Annotated in this window: 12 protein-coding genes and 1 tRNA gene; 12 read left to right on the plus strand and 1 reads right to left on the minus strand. The window is 73.9% G+C overall.

All coding sequences use genetic code 11. The features are described from left to right. Positions 1 to 51 precede the first annotated feature (51 nt). The 5 genes from E3Z34_RS02955 to E3Z34_RS19360 all read left to right on the plus strand — a co-directional run bounded on the left by E3Z34_RS02955 (position 52) and on the right by E3Z34_RS19360 (position 6,689). The gene (locus tag E3Z34_RS02955; protein ID WP_134772400.1) at positions 52 to 1,518 is read left to right on the plus strand and encodes a hemolysin family protein; all 1,467 of its coding nucleotides are present in this window, start codon (positions 52 to 54) and stop codon (positions 1,516 to 1,518) included. Further along, positions 1,515 to 2,180: a CNNM domain-containing protein gene (locus E3Z34_RS18515; protein WP_238695323.1), complete on the plus strand. Its 666-nt coding sequence runs from the start codon at positions 1,515 to 1,517 to the stop codon at positions 2,178 to 2,180. The genes E3Z34_RS02955 and E3Z34_RS18515 overlap by 4 nt, the downstream gene beginning before the upstream one ends. Beyond that, entirely contained in the window at positions 2,168 to 2,644 is a 477-nt protein-coding gene (locus tag E3Z34_RS18520; RefSeq protein WP_238695324.1) for a CBS domain-containing protein, read from the plus strand. Before E3Z34_RS18515 ends, E3Z34_RS18520 begins: the two co-directional genes overlap by 13 nt. 133 nt (positions 2,645 to 2,777) lie before the next feature. Continuing rightward, on the plus strand, positions 2,778 to 3,956 hold the full coding sequence (locus tag E3Z34_RS02965) for a metallophosphoesterase family protein (RefSeq protein ID WP_134772401.1): 1,179 nt from the start codon (positions 2,778 to 2,780) through the stop codon (positions 3,954 to 3,956). A 42-nt stretch (positions 3,957 to 3,998) separates the two neighbouring features. After that, the gene (locus E3Z34_RS19360; protein ID WP_134772402.1) at positions 3,999 to 6,689 is read left to right on the plus strand and encodes an AAA family ATPase; all 2,691 of its coding nucleotides are present in this window, start codon (positions 3,999 to 4,001) and stop codon (positions 6,687 to 6,689) included. Here the strand turns inward: E3Z34_RS19360 and E3Z34_RS02975 are convergent. Then, positions 6,679 to 7,155, minus strand: coding sequence for an OsmC family protein (locus E3Z34_RS02975; RefSeq protein ID WP_134772403.1), 477 nt, complete (start codon positions 7,153 to 7,155; stop codon positions 6,679 to 6,681). The two genes, E3Z34_RS19360 and E3Z34_RS02975, sit on opposite strands and share 11 nt — an antisense overlap. Before the next feature lie 52 nt (positions 7,156 to 7,207). Between E3Z34_RS02975 and E3Z34_RS02980 the strand changes: the two genes are divergently transcribed. The 7 genes from E3Z34_RS02980 to E3Z34_RS03010 all read left to right on the plus strand — a co-directional run bounded on the left by E3Z34_RS02980 (position 7,208) and on the right by E3Z34_RS03010 (position 14,687). Beyond that, complete coding sequence (locus tag E3Z34_RS02980; RefSeq protein ID WP_134772404.1) at positions 7,208 to 7,675, plus strand: SRPBCC family protein; 468 nt, start codon at positions 7,208 to 7,210, stop codon at positions 7,673 to 7,675. An 84-nt stretch (positions 7,676 to 7,759) separates the two neighbouring features. Continuing rightward, a tRNA-Arg gene (locus E3Z34_RS02985) sits at positions 7,760 to 7,832 on the plus strand. Positions 7,833 to 7,936: 104 nt separating this feature from the next. Continuing rightward, positions 7,937 to 8,461: a hypothetical protein gene (locus tag E3Z34_RS02990; protein WP_134772405.1), complete on the plus strand. Its 525-nt coding sequence runs from the start codon at positions 7,937 to 7,939 to the stop codon at positions 8,459 to 8,461. Beyond that, on the plus strand, positions 8,458 to 8,754 hold the full coding sequence (locus E3Z34_RS02995; RefSeq protein WP_134772406.1) for a transcriptional regulator: 297 nt from the start codon (positions 8,458 to 8,460) through the stop codon (positions 8,752 to 8,754). Before E3Z34_RS02990 ends, E3Z34_RS02995 begins: the two co-directional genes overlap by 4 nt. A 70-nt stretch (positions 8,755 to 8,824) precedes the next feature. Next, complete coding sequence (locus E3Z34_RS03000; RefSeq protein WP_134772407.1) at positions 8,825 to 9,766, plus strand: cold-shock protein; 942 nt, start codon at positions 8,825 to 8,827, stop codon at positions 9,764 to 9,766. Between the two features lie 13 nt (positions 9,767 to 9,779). After that, a complete protein-coding gene (locus tag E3Z34_RS03005) occupies positions 9,780 to 11,051 on the plus strand; it encodes an MFS transporter (protein WP_238695325.1) in 1,272 nt (423 codons plus the stop codon). Between the two features lie 12 nt (positions 11,052 to 11,063). Beyond that, the gene (locus E3Z34_RS03010) at positions 11,064 to 14,687 is read left to right on the plus strand and encodes a hypothetical protein (protein WP_134772409.1); all 3,624 of its coding nucleotides are present in this window, start codon (positions 11,064 to 11,066) and stop codon (positions 14,685 to 14,687) included. Positions 14,688 to 14,695 lie beyond the last annotated feature (8 nt).

Genomic DNA, 14,695 nt, shown 5'->3' on the forward strand with positions numbered 1-14,695 from the left:
CAGTCCGTGGCCGGGCAGTGCCCGGCCACCTCAGGACGAGGTGCACGCGACGTGCTGATCGTGGGCGGCATCACCGTCATCGTCGTCCTCACCCTCATGACGGGCTACTTCGTGGCCCAGGAGTTCGCCTACGTCAGCGTGGACCGGGGCAAGCTCACGCAGCTGGCCGACGAGGGCGACCCGGCGGCCCGTCGGGCCCTGCGGATCACCTCCCGGCTGTCCTTCACGCTGTCCGGGGCGCAGTTCGGCATCACCGTCACGGCCCTGCTGGTCGGGTACCTCGGGGAGGAGTTCCTCGTCCGGGGGCTGAGCGAGGAGTATGCCGACGTCGGCTGGCTGGGACGGGCGGCCATGATCTCCGCCTTCTCCGTGGGGACGCTCATCTTCTCCACCGTCCTGCAGATGGTCATCGGTGAGCTGGGCCCGAAGAACTGGGCGATCGCCCGACCGGTCGAGCTGGCGCGCGCCCTGTCCCGCACCACCTTGTGGTACCTCGCGCTGTTCGGGCCGGTCATCATGCTCTTCGACAAGGCGTCCAACGCGCTGCTGCGCTCGGTCGGGATCGAGCCCGTGGAGGAGCTGCCGCAGGGCGCGACCCCCCAGGACCTCACCCGCATCATCGCCGAGTCCCACAGCGGGGGCACCCTGGACGAGGACCTCTCCATGGTGCTGCAGCGCGGCCTGGCCTTCCGTGACCGGGTGGCGGCCGAGGTCATGACGCCGCGCACCTCCGTCCAGACGATCCAGGCCGACGAGAACGCCTCGGTCGTTCTCGAGGCCCTGCAGTCCGGCCATTCCCGCTTCCCCGTCACCGGCCGCGACATCGACGACGTGGTCGGGGTGATCGGGCTGCACGACCTCCTCGAGGTCGAGCCGGGGGAGCGTGCCGGCACCCTGGTCCGCGACCTGGCCGACGACGCGGTGATCCTGCCCGAGTCGCTGCCCCTGCCGCGGGTTCTGGAGGCGCTGCGGGAGTCCCACCAGCAGCTCGCGGTGGTCGTGGACGAGTACGGCGGCTTCGCCGGCATCGTGACCTTCGAGGACGTGGCCGAGGAGGTCGTGGGCGAGATCTGGGACGAGGACGACGTCGAGGAGGAGACCAGCGCCGCGCGGCCCGACGGGGGGTGGGAGCTGTCGGCCCGGCTGCGGCTGGACGAGGCGGCCCAGGTGACCGGCGTCGAGCTCCCCGAGCACGAGCACTACGACACCCTCTCCGGTCTCGTGCTGGACTCCCTGGGCCGCACGGCCGAGGAGGGTGACAGCGTGCTGGTCCGGTGGACCAGCCGGGACGGCGAGGGGGACGAGTACATCCATCAGACCCGGATCGACGTGGTGAGCACCGCCCGGTTCGTGCCGGAGGTCGTGGCCCTCCACCCGATGGTCACCAGCACCCTCGACACCTGGCGGGGGATGAGCGAGGAGGAGCGGGCGGCGCTCTCACCGCCGGACGACGGCCCGGTGATCGCCGTCCCGTCGGGGGCGCCGTCGGACGCCGGGACCGTGGAGGTGGGCCGATGAGCATCGGTACCGCCATGCTGGTCAGCCTCGTGCTGCTGGTCGCCAACGCCTTCTTCGTCGCCGCGGAGTTCGCCATCGTCGCCGCGAAGCGGCACCGGCTGGAGGAGCGGGCGGCCGAGGGCAGCCGCGCGGCCCAGGCCGCGGTCGACGCGTCCCGCCAGCTCTCCCTCATGCTCGCCGGGGCCCAGCTGGGCATCACCCTGTGCACCCTGGGGCTCGGGGCGATCGCCAAGCCGGCGATGAAGGACCTGGTCTACCCTCTGCTCACGGCGCTCAACGTCCCCGCACCGGACGTCGTCCTGTCCGGCATCGCCGTGGCGGTGGCCGTCGGCACCGTCGTCTTCCTGCACATGGTGGTGGGCGAGATGGCACCGAAGTCCTGGGCCATCTCCCACCCGGAGAGCTCGGCCATGCTGCTGGCCCTGCCGTTCCGCGCCTTCACGTGGGTCATGAAGCCCGTGCTGTGGCTGATGAACGAGCTCGCCAACCTCATGCTGCGCGCCGGGGGGTGGACCCGGTCGACTCCCTGGGCAGCGCCCACACGCCTGCCGACCTGCAGCTGCTGCTGGCCCAGTCCTACGAGCACGGCGTCCTCGAGGACGCCGACCACCGGATCCTCACGGGGGCGCTGCGGCTGGAGGAGGAGACCGTGGCGACGGTGATGTTCCCCACCGCGGAGGCCGTCACCATCCCGCGCGGGGCGAGAGCGGCCGACGTCGAGCGGATCAGCCGGGAGAGCGGCCGGTCGCGGCTCTTCGTCGTCGAGCCGACGGGCAGCGGCGGCCAGCAGCGCATCCGCGGCCTCGTCCACGTCCGGGACGCGATCCTGGCCTCCGCCCAGGGGCGACCGGGCGCCTCCCTCGGCGACTTCCTCCAACCCGTGGCCTCCCTGCCCGCTGCCCTGCCCCTCATCGACGCCGTGAGCGCGCTGCGCCAGCAGCGAGGGCAGCTGGCCCTGGTGCGGGACGACGCCGGCCGGGTGGTCGGGATGACCTCGATGGAGGACATCCTCGAGCAGATCCTCGGCGAGTTCGACGACGAGTCCGACGAGCCCACGGGGCCGGTGGTGCCCGCCGGGGCGGCGCCCTCGGGCCCCGACCAGTCCGCCACCCCGACCCACGCCTGAGCCGGGGCCGAGGTACCGCCCGCACCGACCGCGACGACGGAGGGTGACCGACACGGCACCCACCGCTCCCCGGGTCTGTCGGCGCTCTCTCCTACGGTGGGAGCAGACTCAGGGAGAGCGGAGGTGAGGCACGATGGTGCGGTTCCTGCACACGGCGGACTGGCAGATCGGGATGACCCGGCACTACCTGTCCGCCGAGGCTCAGCCCCGCTTCGCCGCCGCCCGCACCGACGTGGTGCGCCGACTGGGCGGGCTGGCTGCCGACCTGGGCTGCGACTTCGTCGTCGTTGCCGGTGACGTCTTCGAGCACAACCAGCTCACCCCGCAGACGGTCCGCCGGGCGGTGGAGGCTCTCCGGGCAGTGCCGGTGCCCGTCTTCCTCCTGCCGGGCAACCACGACCACCTGGGCCCGATGTCGATCTGGTCCTCGCCACTGCTCCGCGAGGAGCTGCCCCCGCACGTCCAAGTGCTCGACCGCGCCGGCCTGCACGAGGTCTCGCCCGGGGTGGAGCTCGTGGCCGCGCCCTGGGTGGGCAAGCATCCCGACGGTGACCCGGTGGCGGGTGTCCTGGCCGACCTCGCCCCGGCCCCGGAGGGTGTCGTCCGCGTGCTCGTCGGCCACGGCGCCGTCGACCTGCTCGACGCCGACCGGCGCACGGCCTCGGCCATCGCGGTCGAGCCGCTGGTCCGCGCCCTGGACGAGGGGCGGGTCCACTACGTCGCGCTCGGTGACCGCCACAGCACGACACAGGTCGGCGACGACCCTGCGGTGTGGTACTCCGGGGCACCCGAGCCCACGAGCTGGCGTGAGGACCGCGCCGGGGAGGTCCTGGTCGTGGAGGTGGCCCCCGGCCTCCCGCACGCGCGGGCCCGGGTCGGCGTCACCGCGCACCGGGTGTCCCGCTGGAGCTACGTGTCCCAGGAGCGGGACCTCGGCTCCGAGGACGACCTCGACCTGCTCGACACCGAGCTCGCAGCGCTGCCCGACAAGGAGCGCACGGTCCTGCGGCTCGGGCTGCGCGGCACGCTCGGGCTCGCCCAGCACGCCCGCCTGGAGGAGATGCTGGAGCGTCACGCCCAGCTCCTCGGCGCCCTTCATCGGCCGGCTCAGCACTCCGACCTCGTCCTGGCCGGCGACGACGACCTGGCCGACCTCGAGCTGGGTGGGTTCCTGGCCAGCGCGGCGGAGGAGATCCGCGGCGGCGCCCGCCTGGGGTCCGGGTCTGCGGACGAGCTGGGAGGAGAGTGGGGAGCAGCGGACGTCCGACGCCTTCACCCCCGGTCTTCCGGACGACGAGCAGAGCGCCCGTGACGCCCTTGCCCTCCTCTACCGCCTGAGCCGGCAGGAGCGCCCATGAGACTGCACCGGCTCACCCTCCGCGACGTCAAGGGCGTGCGAGAGCGCAGCGTGGACTTCCCCGACCACGGCGTGGTGGTGGTCGAGGGCCCCAACGAGGTCGGCAAGACCACGATGATCGAGGCGTTCGACGCCCTGCTGTCCTTCAAGGCGTCGTCCCGGGCGGCGGGGGTCCGCGCGCTCCAGCCGGTCGACCGTGACGTCGGCCCCTTCGTGGAGGCAGAGCTCACGATCGGCGGCACCCGCGTGCGTTTCGCCAAGCGCTGGCTGCGGCAGCCCGCGACGACGCTGAGCGTGCTGGGCCCCCGCCCCGAGCAGCTCACGGGTGACGTGGCGCAGCAACGTGTCGACACCCTGGTCAGGGCCCACCTCGACCGCACCCTCTGGGATGCGCTCCGGCTGACCCAGTCCGGTGACGGCACCGTGGCGTCGCTGACCACGAGCACGGTCCTGACCGAGGCGCTCGACGCGGCCGCGGGGGCGCACCAGCACGCTGACGGGGCCGACGCCCTGCTGCAGAGCGTCCAGGCCGAGTACTCCACGTACTTCACACCGACGGGCCGGCCGACGGGTGACTACCGCGCAGCGCTGGCCGGCCACACTGAGGCCCAGGACGCGGTGGCCGAGGCGCACCGTCGGGTGCAGGAGGGTGCAGGCCTGCTGGCGCGGCTGGCTGCGGCCCGGCAGCGGCGCGAGGAGGCGGAGGGCGCGCTTGCCGTGGCGGCCCACCAGCTGGGCGAGGCGGAGGAGGCAGGGGCACGTGCCGAGCGGGTGGCCGCTGCCCGGGCCGAGGCCCAGGAGCGGCACGAGCACGCGCGGCAGCTGCACGTCGCCGCGGTCGCCGCGTCGACCCAGCGCCGGCGTCAGGTGCAGGAGTGCGAGGCGTTGGTGGCCGAGGTGGCGGCGGTCGAGAAGGATCGGGACCTCGCTGCGGAGGAGGCCGAGGCGCTTTCGACGGCCTACCTCCGTGCCCGTGAGCGCGCCGAGGAGGCGGCGCGGGTCACCGAGGGGACGGAGGCGTTGGTCGAGTCCTGCAGGAGCCGCTCTCAGCTGCTGGCCGACGCGGACGAGCTCGCGCGGCGTGAGGAGCTGCTCGACCGCGTGACCCGGCTGGTCGAGGAGATCGCGCAGGCCAGGGCCGACGTGCCGTCGCCGGCCGTCGAGCGTGAGGCCGCACGTCGGGCCCGCAGTCTCCACGACACCCTGAGCGAGCTGCTGCGGCAGCATGACGCCGAGAGCCCGGTCCTGCACGTGGAGGCCGGGGAGTCGGGCGTCGCCGTCCAGCGCGCGGGCGGGTCCGAGCGGCAGTGGGTCCGGTCCTCCGACGAGGCCCGCGTGGTGCTCACCCACGACACCGTGGTCGACCTCCCGGACCGGACGCGACTGCGGATCCAGCTGCAGGACGACTCCCACGCACGGATGGCCCGGATCGTCCAGCTGCAGGAGCAGCTGTTCGACGTGCTCCGCGAGAGCGGTGCGACGGACGTCGAGGAACTGGAGCGGTCGGCCGAGGCGACCGAGGACGCGCGGCGGTCCGTGCTGGAGCTCACCCGCGACCTGCAGGGCGCACTCGCCGGGCGGGGGGACGACCTGGCGGCACAGGCGCTGGGCGCCGGGCTCGTCCCCGGCGTCCTGGTCGAGGAGGTCTCCGAGGCCCGACGGCTCCTGGAGGAGGGCCTCGCAGCCCTGGCGGACGGGTCCGACCTGCCCGCCGACGGGCGAGCCGCCCGGGCCGCGGTGAACGAGGCGGTCTCGCGTCACCGCCGCGCCCGGGAGGAGCAGGGGGCGGCGCAGGTGGCTCTGGACCAGGCCCGCACGGCGGTCGCCCGGTTGACGCAGCGCCTGGACCGCGCGCAGGGTCGGATCCAGGTCCTGGCCGAGCGGGTGGACGACCTGCGCACCCGGCTCGAGCGTGAGCGGGCGGAGCAGCCGGACGAGGATCTGGCCGCGCTGGTGCGTCAGCAGGCGGAGCGGGTCGAGGCCGAGTCCGCGAGGCTCCGCCGGGCCGAGGAGGCCATGGCTGTCGCCGACGTCGACGGTGCGCGCGCCAGGCTCGCCTCCGCGCGGGAGCAGCACCGAAGGGCCGTGGCCGACCGGGAGGCGGCGCTCCACGAGCTGCACACCCTCGCGGGCCAGGTGGAGATGACGGCAGGGGAGGGCCGGGAGGAGCTCTACGACCTGGCGGTCGCCGAGCTGCAGGAGGCGGAGAGGCTGCTCGTCGCGGTCGACCGGCGGGCGCGGGCGGCCCGGCACCTGCACAGCACGCTCACGCGCCACCGGGACGCGGCGCACCGCACCTACGTGCGGCCCTACACCGAGGCTCTGGAGGAGCTGGGACGCCAGGTCTACGGCCCCGGTTTCGGCGTGACGGTCGACGACCAGCTCGGCCTGGCCTCGCGGACCCTGGACGGTGCGACCGTGGGTTTCGCCGAGCTGTCCGGGGGTGCCAAGGAGCAGCTCGGGATCCTCGCCCGGCTGGCCGTGGCCCGGTTGGTGGACCCCGTCCAGGGCGTCCCGGTGGTCATCGACGACGCGCTGGGCTACAGCGACCCCCGGCGGCTGCGCCAGATGGGGGAGGTCCTCGGTGCGGCGGGCGTCACGGACGGGCTGCAGGTCATCCTCTTGACCTGCACCCCGGAGCGCTACTCCTCGATCCCCGAGGCCCGGACCATCCGGCTCACGGCCTGATCCCGGCCACCACCGTCTCGGGCTCGTGCTCGACGGGGAAGGTGACCGAGGCGGCGATGAAGCATGCCTCGGCAGCCTGCTGGTGCAGCTGGGGCATGAGCGAGACGTGCTCCGGGTCCGTCACCACGACGCGCGGCCTCAGGACCACCCGTTCGAAGTGCCCGCCCAGACCGACCTGCCGCATCGTCCCGAGCGGGGTGTCCTCATACCCCGTGACCGTCACGCCGTGCATCACCGCCATGTGGAGCAGGGACAGGAGGTGGCACTGGGACAGGGCCGCCAGGAGCAGGAGCTCGGGGTTCCAGCGGGAGGGGTCACCGCGGAAGGGACGGTCCGCCGAGAGCTCCAGGTCGGGGCGTCCGACGCTGCGGGCGAGGACGTCCCGGCGGTAGTCCCGGTAACCCGTCGTCCCCGGACCCGCGTTGCCCGTCCAGGACAGCTCCAGCTCGTAGGTGTGCTGCGTCATGACCCCACCCTTCCATCGTGCGACCAGGGCCGTCTCCCGATAGCGTCGGTCCATGAGCGACGACAAGAAGATCACCGTCACCCGCACCATCGATGCCGCTGCCGCCGACATCTTCGACGTGCTCTCCCTGCCGGCCCGTCACGTCGAGCTGGACGGCTCCGGTTTCGTGCAGTCGGTCGATCACGGTGACCGCATCACCGCGGCCGGGCAGACGTTCACCATGAACATGTCCGGCGACCACATGGGTGGGGACTACCGGACGGACAACCATGTCACCGGTTACGACAGCGGGCGCCTGCTCGCCTGGGAGACCGCCCCGGCCGGCACCGAGCCGCCGGGATGGCAGTGGGTGTGGGAGCTGACCCCGCAGGGTCCCGACAGCACCGAGGTCACCCACACCTACGACTGGAGCAAGGTCACCGACCAAGACCTGCTGAAGAAGGTGTCCTTCCCGCTGGTGACCAAGGAGCAGCTCGACGACACGCTCGGCCGCCTGGCTGCCGCGGTCTCCGGGGGCTGAGTCAGTCCGACGGTCCACCGAGGTGGCGGTTTCCAGGCCCCACTCGTGAGAAGATCGAGGGCGTGCCCGGCCTGCGCCGGGCGCGCCCTCGTAGCTCAGGGGATAGAGCACCGCTCTCCTAAAGCGGGTGTCGCAGGTTCGAATCCTGCCGGGGGCACTGTGCATCTGTGCAGGTCAACGTGCTGACGATGCTCACGGGGCGGCCACCCGGGCCCCACCTCTCTAGCTTGCCACATCGGCAAGTCATGCTAACTTGCCGACATGGCAAACGATGAGTTCGATCCTGACGGCCTCGACCCTGGACGTGGGGCGGGCAGCGCTGACGACGCGCGGGTCGCTCTCCAGGATCTGTCCGACGTCCGGGCTCGGTTCGGGCGACGACTGGCCACGCCGTGGTGGTACAAGGTCGTCTCCGCCTTCCTCGTGGCGGCACTGTTCACCGGTGCCGGCATGCCGTACGAGAGCATCGACCTCGGCTCCTTCAGCACGGGGGCGTCCCTGGTCGTCCTGGCTGTGGCCGTGGGGCCGGTGCTGCTGCGCGAGCTCCTCCGGCTCAGCACGGGTGCGTCCTTCGACAGGTATCGCAACGGCTGGACCATCCCCTCCCTGGCACTGATCGCCCTGCTCGTGACCTGCGTGTCGTTGCAGGCCTTCGCCGACGTCGACCTGGCTCCTCTGGCCGGTGCTGCGGCCGGGTTCGTCCTGACCTACCTCTACGAGTGGTGGACCGACCGACGGCTCGCCCGCGGGCAGTTCCCCACGCACGGAAGGCGACCCCAGGGGTGAGCAGGGCCCCCAGGTTCGACGAGGTCATCCACGCCCGCAACAGGCTTCAGATCTGTGCGCTGCTGGCCGAGGTGGACTCGGTCGACTTCGCCACCGTGCGGGAGACGCTCGGGGTCAGCGACTACGTCGTCAGCAAGCACGTGAAGGTCCTGGTGGATGCCGACTACGTCCGCACCCGCAAGGAGAAGCAGCAGGGGCGGGCCCGGACGTGGCTGAGCCTCACCGAGACGGGGCGAGCGGCCCTGGACGCGCACCTTGCCGAGCTGCGCCGGATCACCGGTCTCGGGGACTGAGGCCGAACCGAGTGAGCGGACGGTGCGACACTGGGGGATCATCGATCGTCGCTCGTACAAGGAGTCAGCCGTGACCGAGGGAACCGTCCGTTGGTTCGACGCCGACCGGGGGTTCGGCTTCATCGCCCTGGGGCCGGACGGGGAGGACCTGTACGTGCACGCCTCAGAGATCCTCAGCGGTGACGCGATGAAGGTGCTCAGGGAGGGACAGGTGGTCGAGTTCGAGATCGGCGAGGGGGACCGTGGTCCCCAGGCGCGCCGCGTCCGGGTCCTGGCCGACCGCGCCGCGGACACCCCGTTGGGAGTTCTCGGCACCGTCTCCTGGTACGAGCCCGCGAAGGGGTACGGCTTCGTCATGCCCGACGACGGTGACGCCGAGATCTTCCTGCACAGCTCGGCCATCGTGGGGGGCGGCGTCGTCTCGGACGGGCAGCGGGTGGCGTTCCTGGTCGTCGACGGGGAGAGGGGACCGCAGGCCGACCACCTGCTGCCCCTGGCCGACCACGCCCAGCAGTCCGCGACGTCCGACGGGGCGGACGGCACCGTGTCCTGGTACGACGAGGCCAAGGGCTTCGGCTTCATCGCCCCCGACTCGGGAGGCCCGGACGTCTTCGTGCACGTCCGCGCGCTCGCCGACGACCTGCCGGAGCTGCTCGAGGGGGACCGGGTGACCTACGACGTCGTCCCGAGCGAGCGGGGCCCGCAGGCACGTGACGTGCATCTGGCCCGCAGCCCAGCCCCGCGTGGTGCGCCCGCGGCGTCGACGAGCCGTGCCCGCCCCGGGCAGCGGGGGCTCTCGGACGTCCCGGCCCGCGGCGGCGAGGGCGTGGTCGTGCGCTACGACCCCGAGCGGGGGTTCGGGTTCATCGCCCCGGACTCGGGGGGTGCGGACCTGTTCGTGCATGTGTCGGTCCTCCGTGACGCCGACGAGCTGCACCAGGGTGACCGGGTCAGGTACCAGGTGCGGCAGAGCGATCGGGGGCCGCAGGCCGACCGCGTCGAACGGGTGTGAGCGGGTGTCCGGCGTGACCATCGCCCTCGACGTCGACCCGCAGCAGGTCCAGGGCCGGACCGTCCTGACCCTCATGGGCAGCCAGACGCTGGGCGGCGTCGGTGTGGCCGCCGGCATCGCGGTCGGCGCCGTCGTGGCCGCGGACGTCAGCGGCAGCGACGCCCTCTCGGGCCTGGCCACCACGACGCAGGTCCTCGGCGGTGCGCTCGCCACCATCCCGGTGGCCGCCCTCATGGCGACCCGGGGGCGCCGGGTCGGGCTCGTCACGGCATACCTCGTGGGCGCCGTGGGCGCGGCGCTGGCGATCACGGCCACCGCGACGGGCAACTTCCTCCTGCTCCTGGTCGGCACCACCCTCTTCGGGGCCTCCACCACGGCCAACAGCCAGTCCCGGTATGCCGCGACCGACCTCGCCCCCGCCGAGCGTCGGGGCCGGCACCTGAGCTGGGTCGTGTGGGCCACGACGATCGGCTCGGTCCTCGGGCCCAACATGGTCGGGCCGGGCCGGGGGGTCGCCGAGACCCTGGGGATCCCACCCCTCGCGGGCGCCTGGGTGTTCTCGCTCGCCGGTTTCCTCGTGGCCGCCCTCGTGCTGCAGCTCCTGCTGCGCCCCGACCCGCTCCTGCTCTCGCGACGTCTGCACGCCACCGAGCCGGAGGAGCAGGCCGTCCCCGCCGCCGCCCGCCGCGGCAACGTGCGGACCGGCCTGCGGCTCATCCTCGAGACGCCGGCCGCGCTGTGGGGGACGACCGCGCTGACCGTCGGGCACGTCGTCATGGTCGCCGTCATGGTGATGACCCCGCTGCACATGACCCACGGCCAGGCGCAGATCGAGCTCATCGGGCTGGTCATCAGCCTGCACATCCTGGGCATGTACGGCCTGTCCCCGGTGGCCGGCCAGCTCACCGACCGTCTCGGGGCCCCGGCCGTCGTGCTCGTCGGGGTCGGCATCCTGGTGCTCGCGTGCGTTCTCGCCGGGATCTCCGGCAACGGCCACTCGACCACCCTCACGCTCGGCCTGGTCGCCCTGGGCCTCGGCTGGTCCTGCACCATGGTGGCCGGCTCCCAGACCATCGCCGGCTCGGTGCCGGTCGCCGAGCGCGCTGCGGTGCAGGGGGCGGCGGACCTGGTCATGGGGCTGTCCGCAGCGGCCGGCGGGGCGCTGGCGGGCGTGGTCATGGAGTTCCTCGGGTATGACGTGCTGTGCCTGCTCGCCGGCCTCGCCGCGCTCGCCCTGGGTGCCTTCACCGTCGCGCGGCGCTCAGTGGTTAGCCTGACCGGGTGACTCGCCCCACGGGTGACCTCCGTCCCTGCGCCCCACGCCCTCGACGACGCCCGCGTCGAGGCGGTCCAGCGCGCCCGCACCCGGTGGCGTCACGAGGTCGCGGAGGCCGGTGGCCCCAACACCCTCCTGTGGCACCGCACGTCCCTCACCGGCACCTTCGACCTCAACCTGGCGCACCCCGGCGGCGTCGCCAAGCTCCTCTCGGGACGTCCGACGCCCCTGTCCGACCTGGTCCGCGAGCAGGTCGCCTTCCTGGACGCCGCCCGCCGGATCGGCGCCATCCGCGACAAGGTCGGGGAGATGCGCCGCGAGCACGGCATCGAGACCGGCTTCCTGGCCATCGGTCTGGCGACGTGGTCCCTCCAGCGGGTCCTGGTGCCGCCGCGCGCGCCGGTCCTGCTGCGGGCCTGCACCATCACCCCCACGGACGCCGCGCACAGCGACTTCGTGCTCGAGCTGCACGAGGACGTCGTCTTCAACCCGGTCCTCGAGCACTACCTGCGCAGCGAGGCCCACCTGCAGCTGGACCCGGAGATGCTCGCCGGCCTCTCCGCGCAGAGCCACGGCTTCGACCCGCGGCTGACCTACCAGGCGCTGGAGCAGATCTGCGTCGAGATGTCCGGCTTCGCCATCGGTCCGCAGATGGTCATCAGCACCTTCCCGTGCGCCAAGCTGCCCCTGGTCACGTCCTACACCGGCGACATCGCACCGCTCGCCTCGCACGACCTCGTGGCGGCCCTGGGCGGGGCCGACGTCCCGCCGGCGCCGACCGCGCCGGACCCCGAGCGTGCCGACGACCCCGCGCGCGAGCTGAACGTGCTGGACGCCGACCGCTCGCAGCGGGTGCTGGTGGACGAGGTGATGCGCGGGGGCACGCTCGTCCTGGACACCCCGAGCGGGACGGGGGCGACGCAGACGATCGCCAACCTCGTCGCTGCAGCCCTCTCCGAGGGGCGGACCGTCATGGTCTGCTCCGAGGAGCGGACCGCCCTGGAGAGCCTGCAGCGCCGCCTCACGCACGTCGGCCTGGGTGACCTGTGCCTGCACCTGGCCGAGGACCCGGCCTCCATGCGGCGGACCCTGGGGGAGGTCCGGTCCGCCCTGGACCGCCTGGCCACCGAGGACGAGCCGGACCTCGGGGCCGACCCGCTGCCGGCGCGCGCCGACGCGCTGACCGTCCTGCGCCGGGAGTCCGAGATCCTGCACCGCGAGCACGAGCCGTGGGGCCTGTCGCTCCACCGCACCCAGGACGACCTGTCCGCGCTCGCCGCGCTCGAGCACCCGCCGACCTCCCGCGTCCGCCTCCCGGTCGACGTGCTCCGCACGGTGACGGAGGAGGAGCTCTCCGACGTCACCGACGCCCTCATCGAGGCCGCGGACGCCGGGGCCTGGGCGCGGGCGCGCACCGAGGACCCCTGGTATGCCGCGCGTCTGGCCTCGGCCGACGACGCCCGGCGAGCCACCGAGATCGTCTCGCGCCTGGTGGGAGGCGAGTTCAGCGCCGCCCGGGAGCTCGCCGACAGCGTCTGCGCGACGGCCGGGATGCCGGCCCCGGCGTCGCTGCAGCAGTGGGAGCACCGGCTGGGGCTGATCGCCCGGGCCAGCGAGACGCTGGACGTCTTCTCGCCGGGGATCTACGACGCGCCCCTGGACGAGATGGTCGCGGCCACCGCCGCCCGGGACGACGTCACCGAACGGCCCGGCGCGGTCGCGCGCGCCCGGCTCCGGCGCCAGGTCCGCCAGCAGCTGCGGCCCGGCACCCCGCCCGCCGACCTGGGCGCCCGGGTGCGTCGGGCCCGGGACGAGCGGGCCGAGTGGGAGGAGGTCGCCGGGCGGGCGGCCCGGCCCCAGGCCCCGTCCGGGTGGGAGGAGGCGCTCGCCGCCCACACCCCCCTGGGGGAGGACCTCGCGTGGCTGGAGCGGGTGCTCGAGGGCACCCCGGCCGGTCACGAGTTCTCCACCAGCCATCTCGACATCGTGCTCGAGCGGCTCGTCCGCCTCGACGCGCGGGCCGACCGGGCGGAGGTCGCCGCCCAGGCGCACCCCCTGCTGGACCCGCTGCGCGCGCGGGGGCTCGGCGACCTCGTCGACGACCTCGCCCGCCGCGGGGTTCCACCGGAGCGGGTGGCGGCCGAGGTGCGCTTCGTCCACCGCAGCTCGGTGCTCGACCACCTGACCTCCGACGAGCTGCCCCAGCAGGTCCCGGGCGAGGCGGTGCGGGAGGCCGAGCGGGCCTTCCGTGCAGCGGACCGCGCCCACCTGCACCGCAACGCCCTGCGGGCGCGTCGTGCCGTGCTCCGGCGGTTGCGCCGCACCCTCACCGCCCAGGGCTCCCAGGTGCGCGCCTGGCAGCGGGCGGTGGAGGAGACCCGCCTGGGTGCGGTCGACGCGCGCGACATCATCAGCCGGGCGCCGGACGTCGTCCTGGCCGCGCAGCCGGTGCTCCTGGCCAGCCCGCTCGCCGTGCCCTCGGTGCTGCCCCCGGACGTGCAGGTCGACCTGCTCGTGATCGACCGGGCCGGCCGCACCACCACCGCGCGGACCGTGCCCGCCCTCACGCACGGGAGGCAGGTGCTCGTCGTGGGGGACAGCGGGGGCCCCGGCCCGCGGCAGTTCTCCGTGGTCGCCGACCCCAAGGTCGAGCGGGAGGTCGCCGACCAGGATCTCGGGCGGTCCCTGCTGGAGGACGCCTCGGCCATCCTGCCGGTGCGCCACCTCGCCGTGCACTACCGGGCGCTGCACCAAGGGCTGGTGGCTCCGCTGGCGCCGCTCATGCCCGTTCCCGTGCACTCCTTCCCGGGCACCGCCCGCACCGCCGCCGTGCGTGAGCACGTCGCGGAGGGCGGGATCGCCGCGCAGGTCCAGGCCACCGCAGCGCTCGCGGTCGACCACGCACGGGCGCACCCGGGGGACAGCCTGCTGCTGGTGACCGACGACGACGCGGGTGCCGAGGACCTCGGCATCGCGCTGCGGGCCGCCGTCGGACGCAGCGAGCAGGTCGAGGAGCTCCGCGCCGCCCTTGGCGACGCCGCGGACCTGGTGGAGCCGCTCCTGGTCCGCCCCGTCCACCGCATCAGCGGAGAGGTCCGGGACCGCGTCATCTGGGTGACCGCGCCCGGCGGCGCTCCGGACGCCCGGTCCGTCGGCTCGGTCCTGGCCGCGGCCCGCCGCGCGATCGACGTGGTGGTCCCGTCCCCGGTCGGTGGATGGTCTCCCGCCCCCGGCGGCGGCACCCTGCTGCTCCAGCGGGCCCTCGACCACCAGGAGCCGGAGCACGGCCACGGCTCGGCGGTGCTGGGGGAGCTCGTGCGGCGGCTGCGTGCCGAGGGGCTCGAGGTCCTCGAGGGGGTCGGGCATGGCCCGCACGCCATCCCCGTCGCCGTCGCCGACGAGACCGACGACCAGCTCCTCGTCGTGGCCGTCGACGGCGACGCCGCGCCCCCGACGACGGCCGGGCTCGCCCGCCCGGGGGCACCCGACGTCGGTCGTGACGACATCCGCCTGCGCCACGAGCAGCTGACCCGGATGGGGTGGGTGCCCGTGCGGGTCCGCAGCTCGGACGTCTTCAGCGATCCGGCCCGGGAGGTGGCCCGGGTGCTCTCCGCGCTGCGGGAGCGGGTCTCGCGGACGCCATGAGCACGACG

Origin of the sequence: Ornithinimicrobium flavum, from assembly GCF_004526345.1 — a bacterium.
Lineage (GTDB): Bacteria > Actinomycetota > Actinomycetes > Actinomycetales > Dermatophilaceae > Ornithinicoccus > Ornithinicoccus flavus.

Coding starts and splice junctions, on each gene's coding strand:
- E3Z34_RS18515 (WP_238695323.1), top strand. CDS start 1,515: ATGAGCATCGGTACCGCCATGCTGGTCAGCCTCGTGCTGCTGGTCGCC.
- E3Z34_RS02965 (WP_134772401.1), top strand. CDS start 2,778: ATGGTGCGGTTCCTGCACACGGCGGACTGGCAGATCGGGATGACCCGG.
- E3Z34_RS19360 (WP_134772402.1), top strand. CDS start 3,999: ATGAGACTGCACCGGCTCACCCTCCGCGACGTCAAGGGCGTGCGAGAG.
- E3Z34_RS02975 (WP_134772403.1), bottom strand. CDS start 7,155: ATGACGCAGCACACCTACGAGCTGGAGCTGTCCTGGACGGGCAACGCG.
- E3Z34_RS02980 (WP_134772404.1), top strand. CDS start 7,208: ATGAGCGACGACAAGAAGATCACCGTCACCCGCACCATCGATGCCGCT.
- E3Z34_RS02990 (WP_134772405.1), top strand. CDS start 7,937: ATGGCAAACGATGAGTTCGATCCTGACGGCCTCGACCCTGGACGTGGG.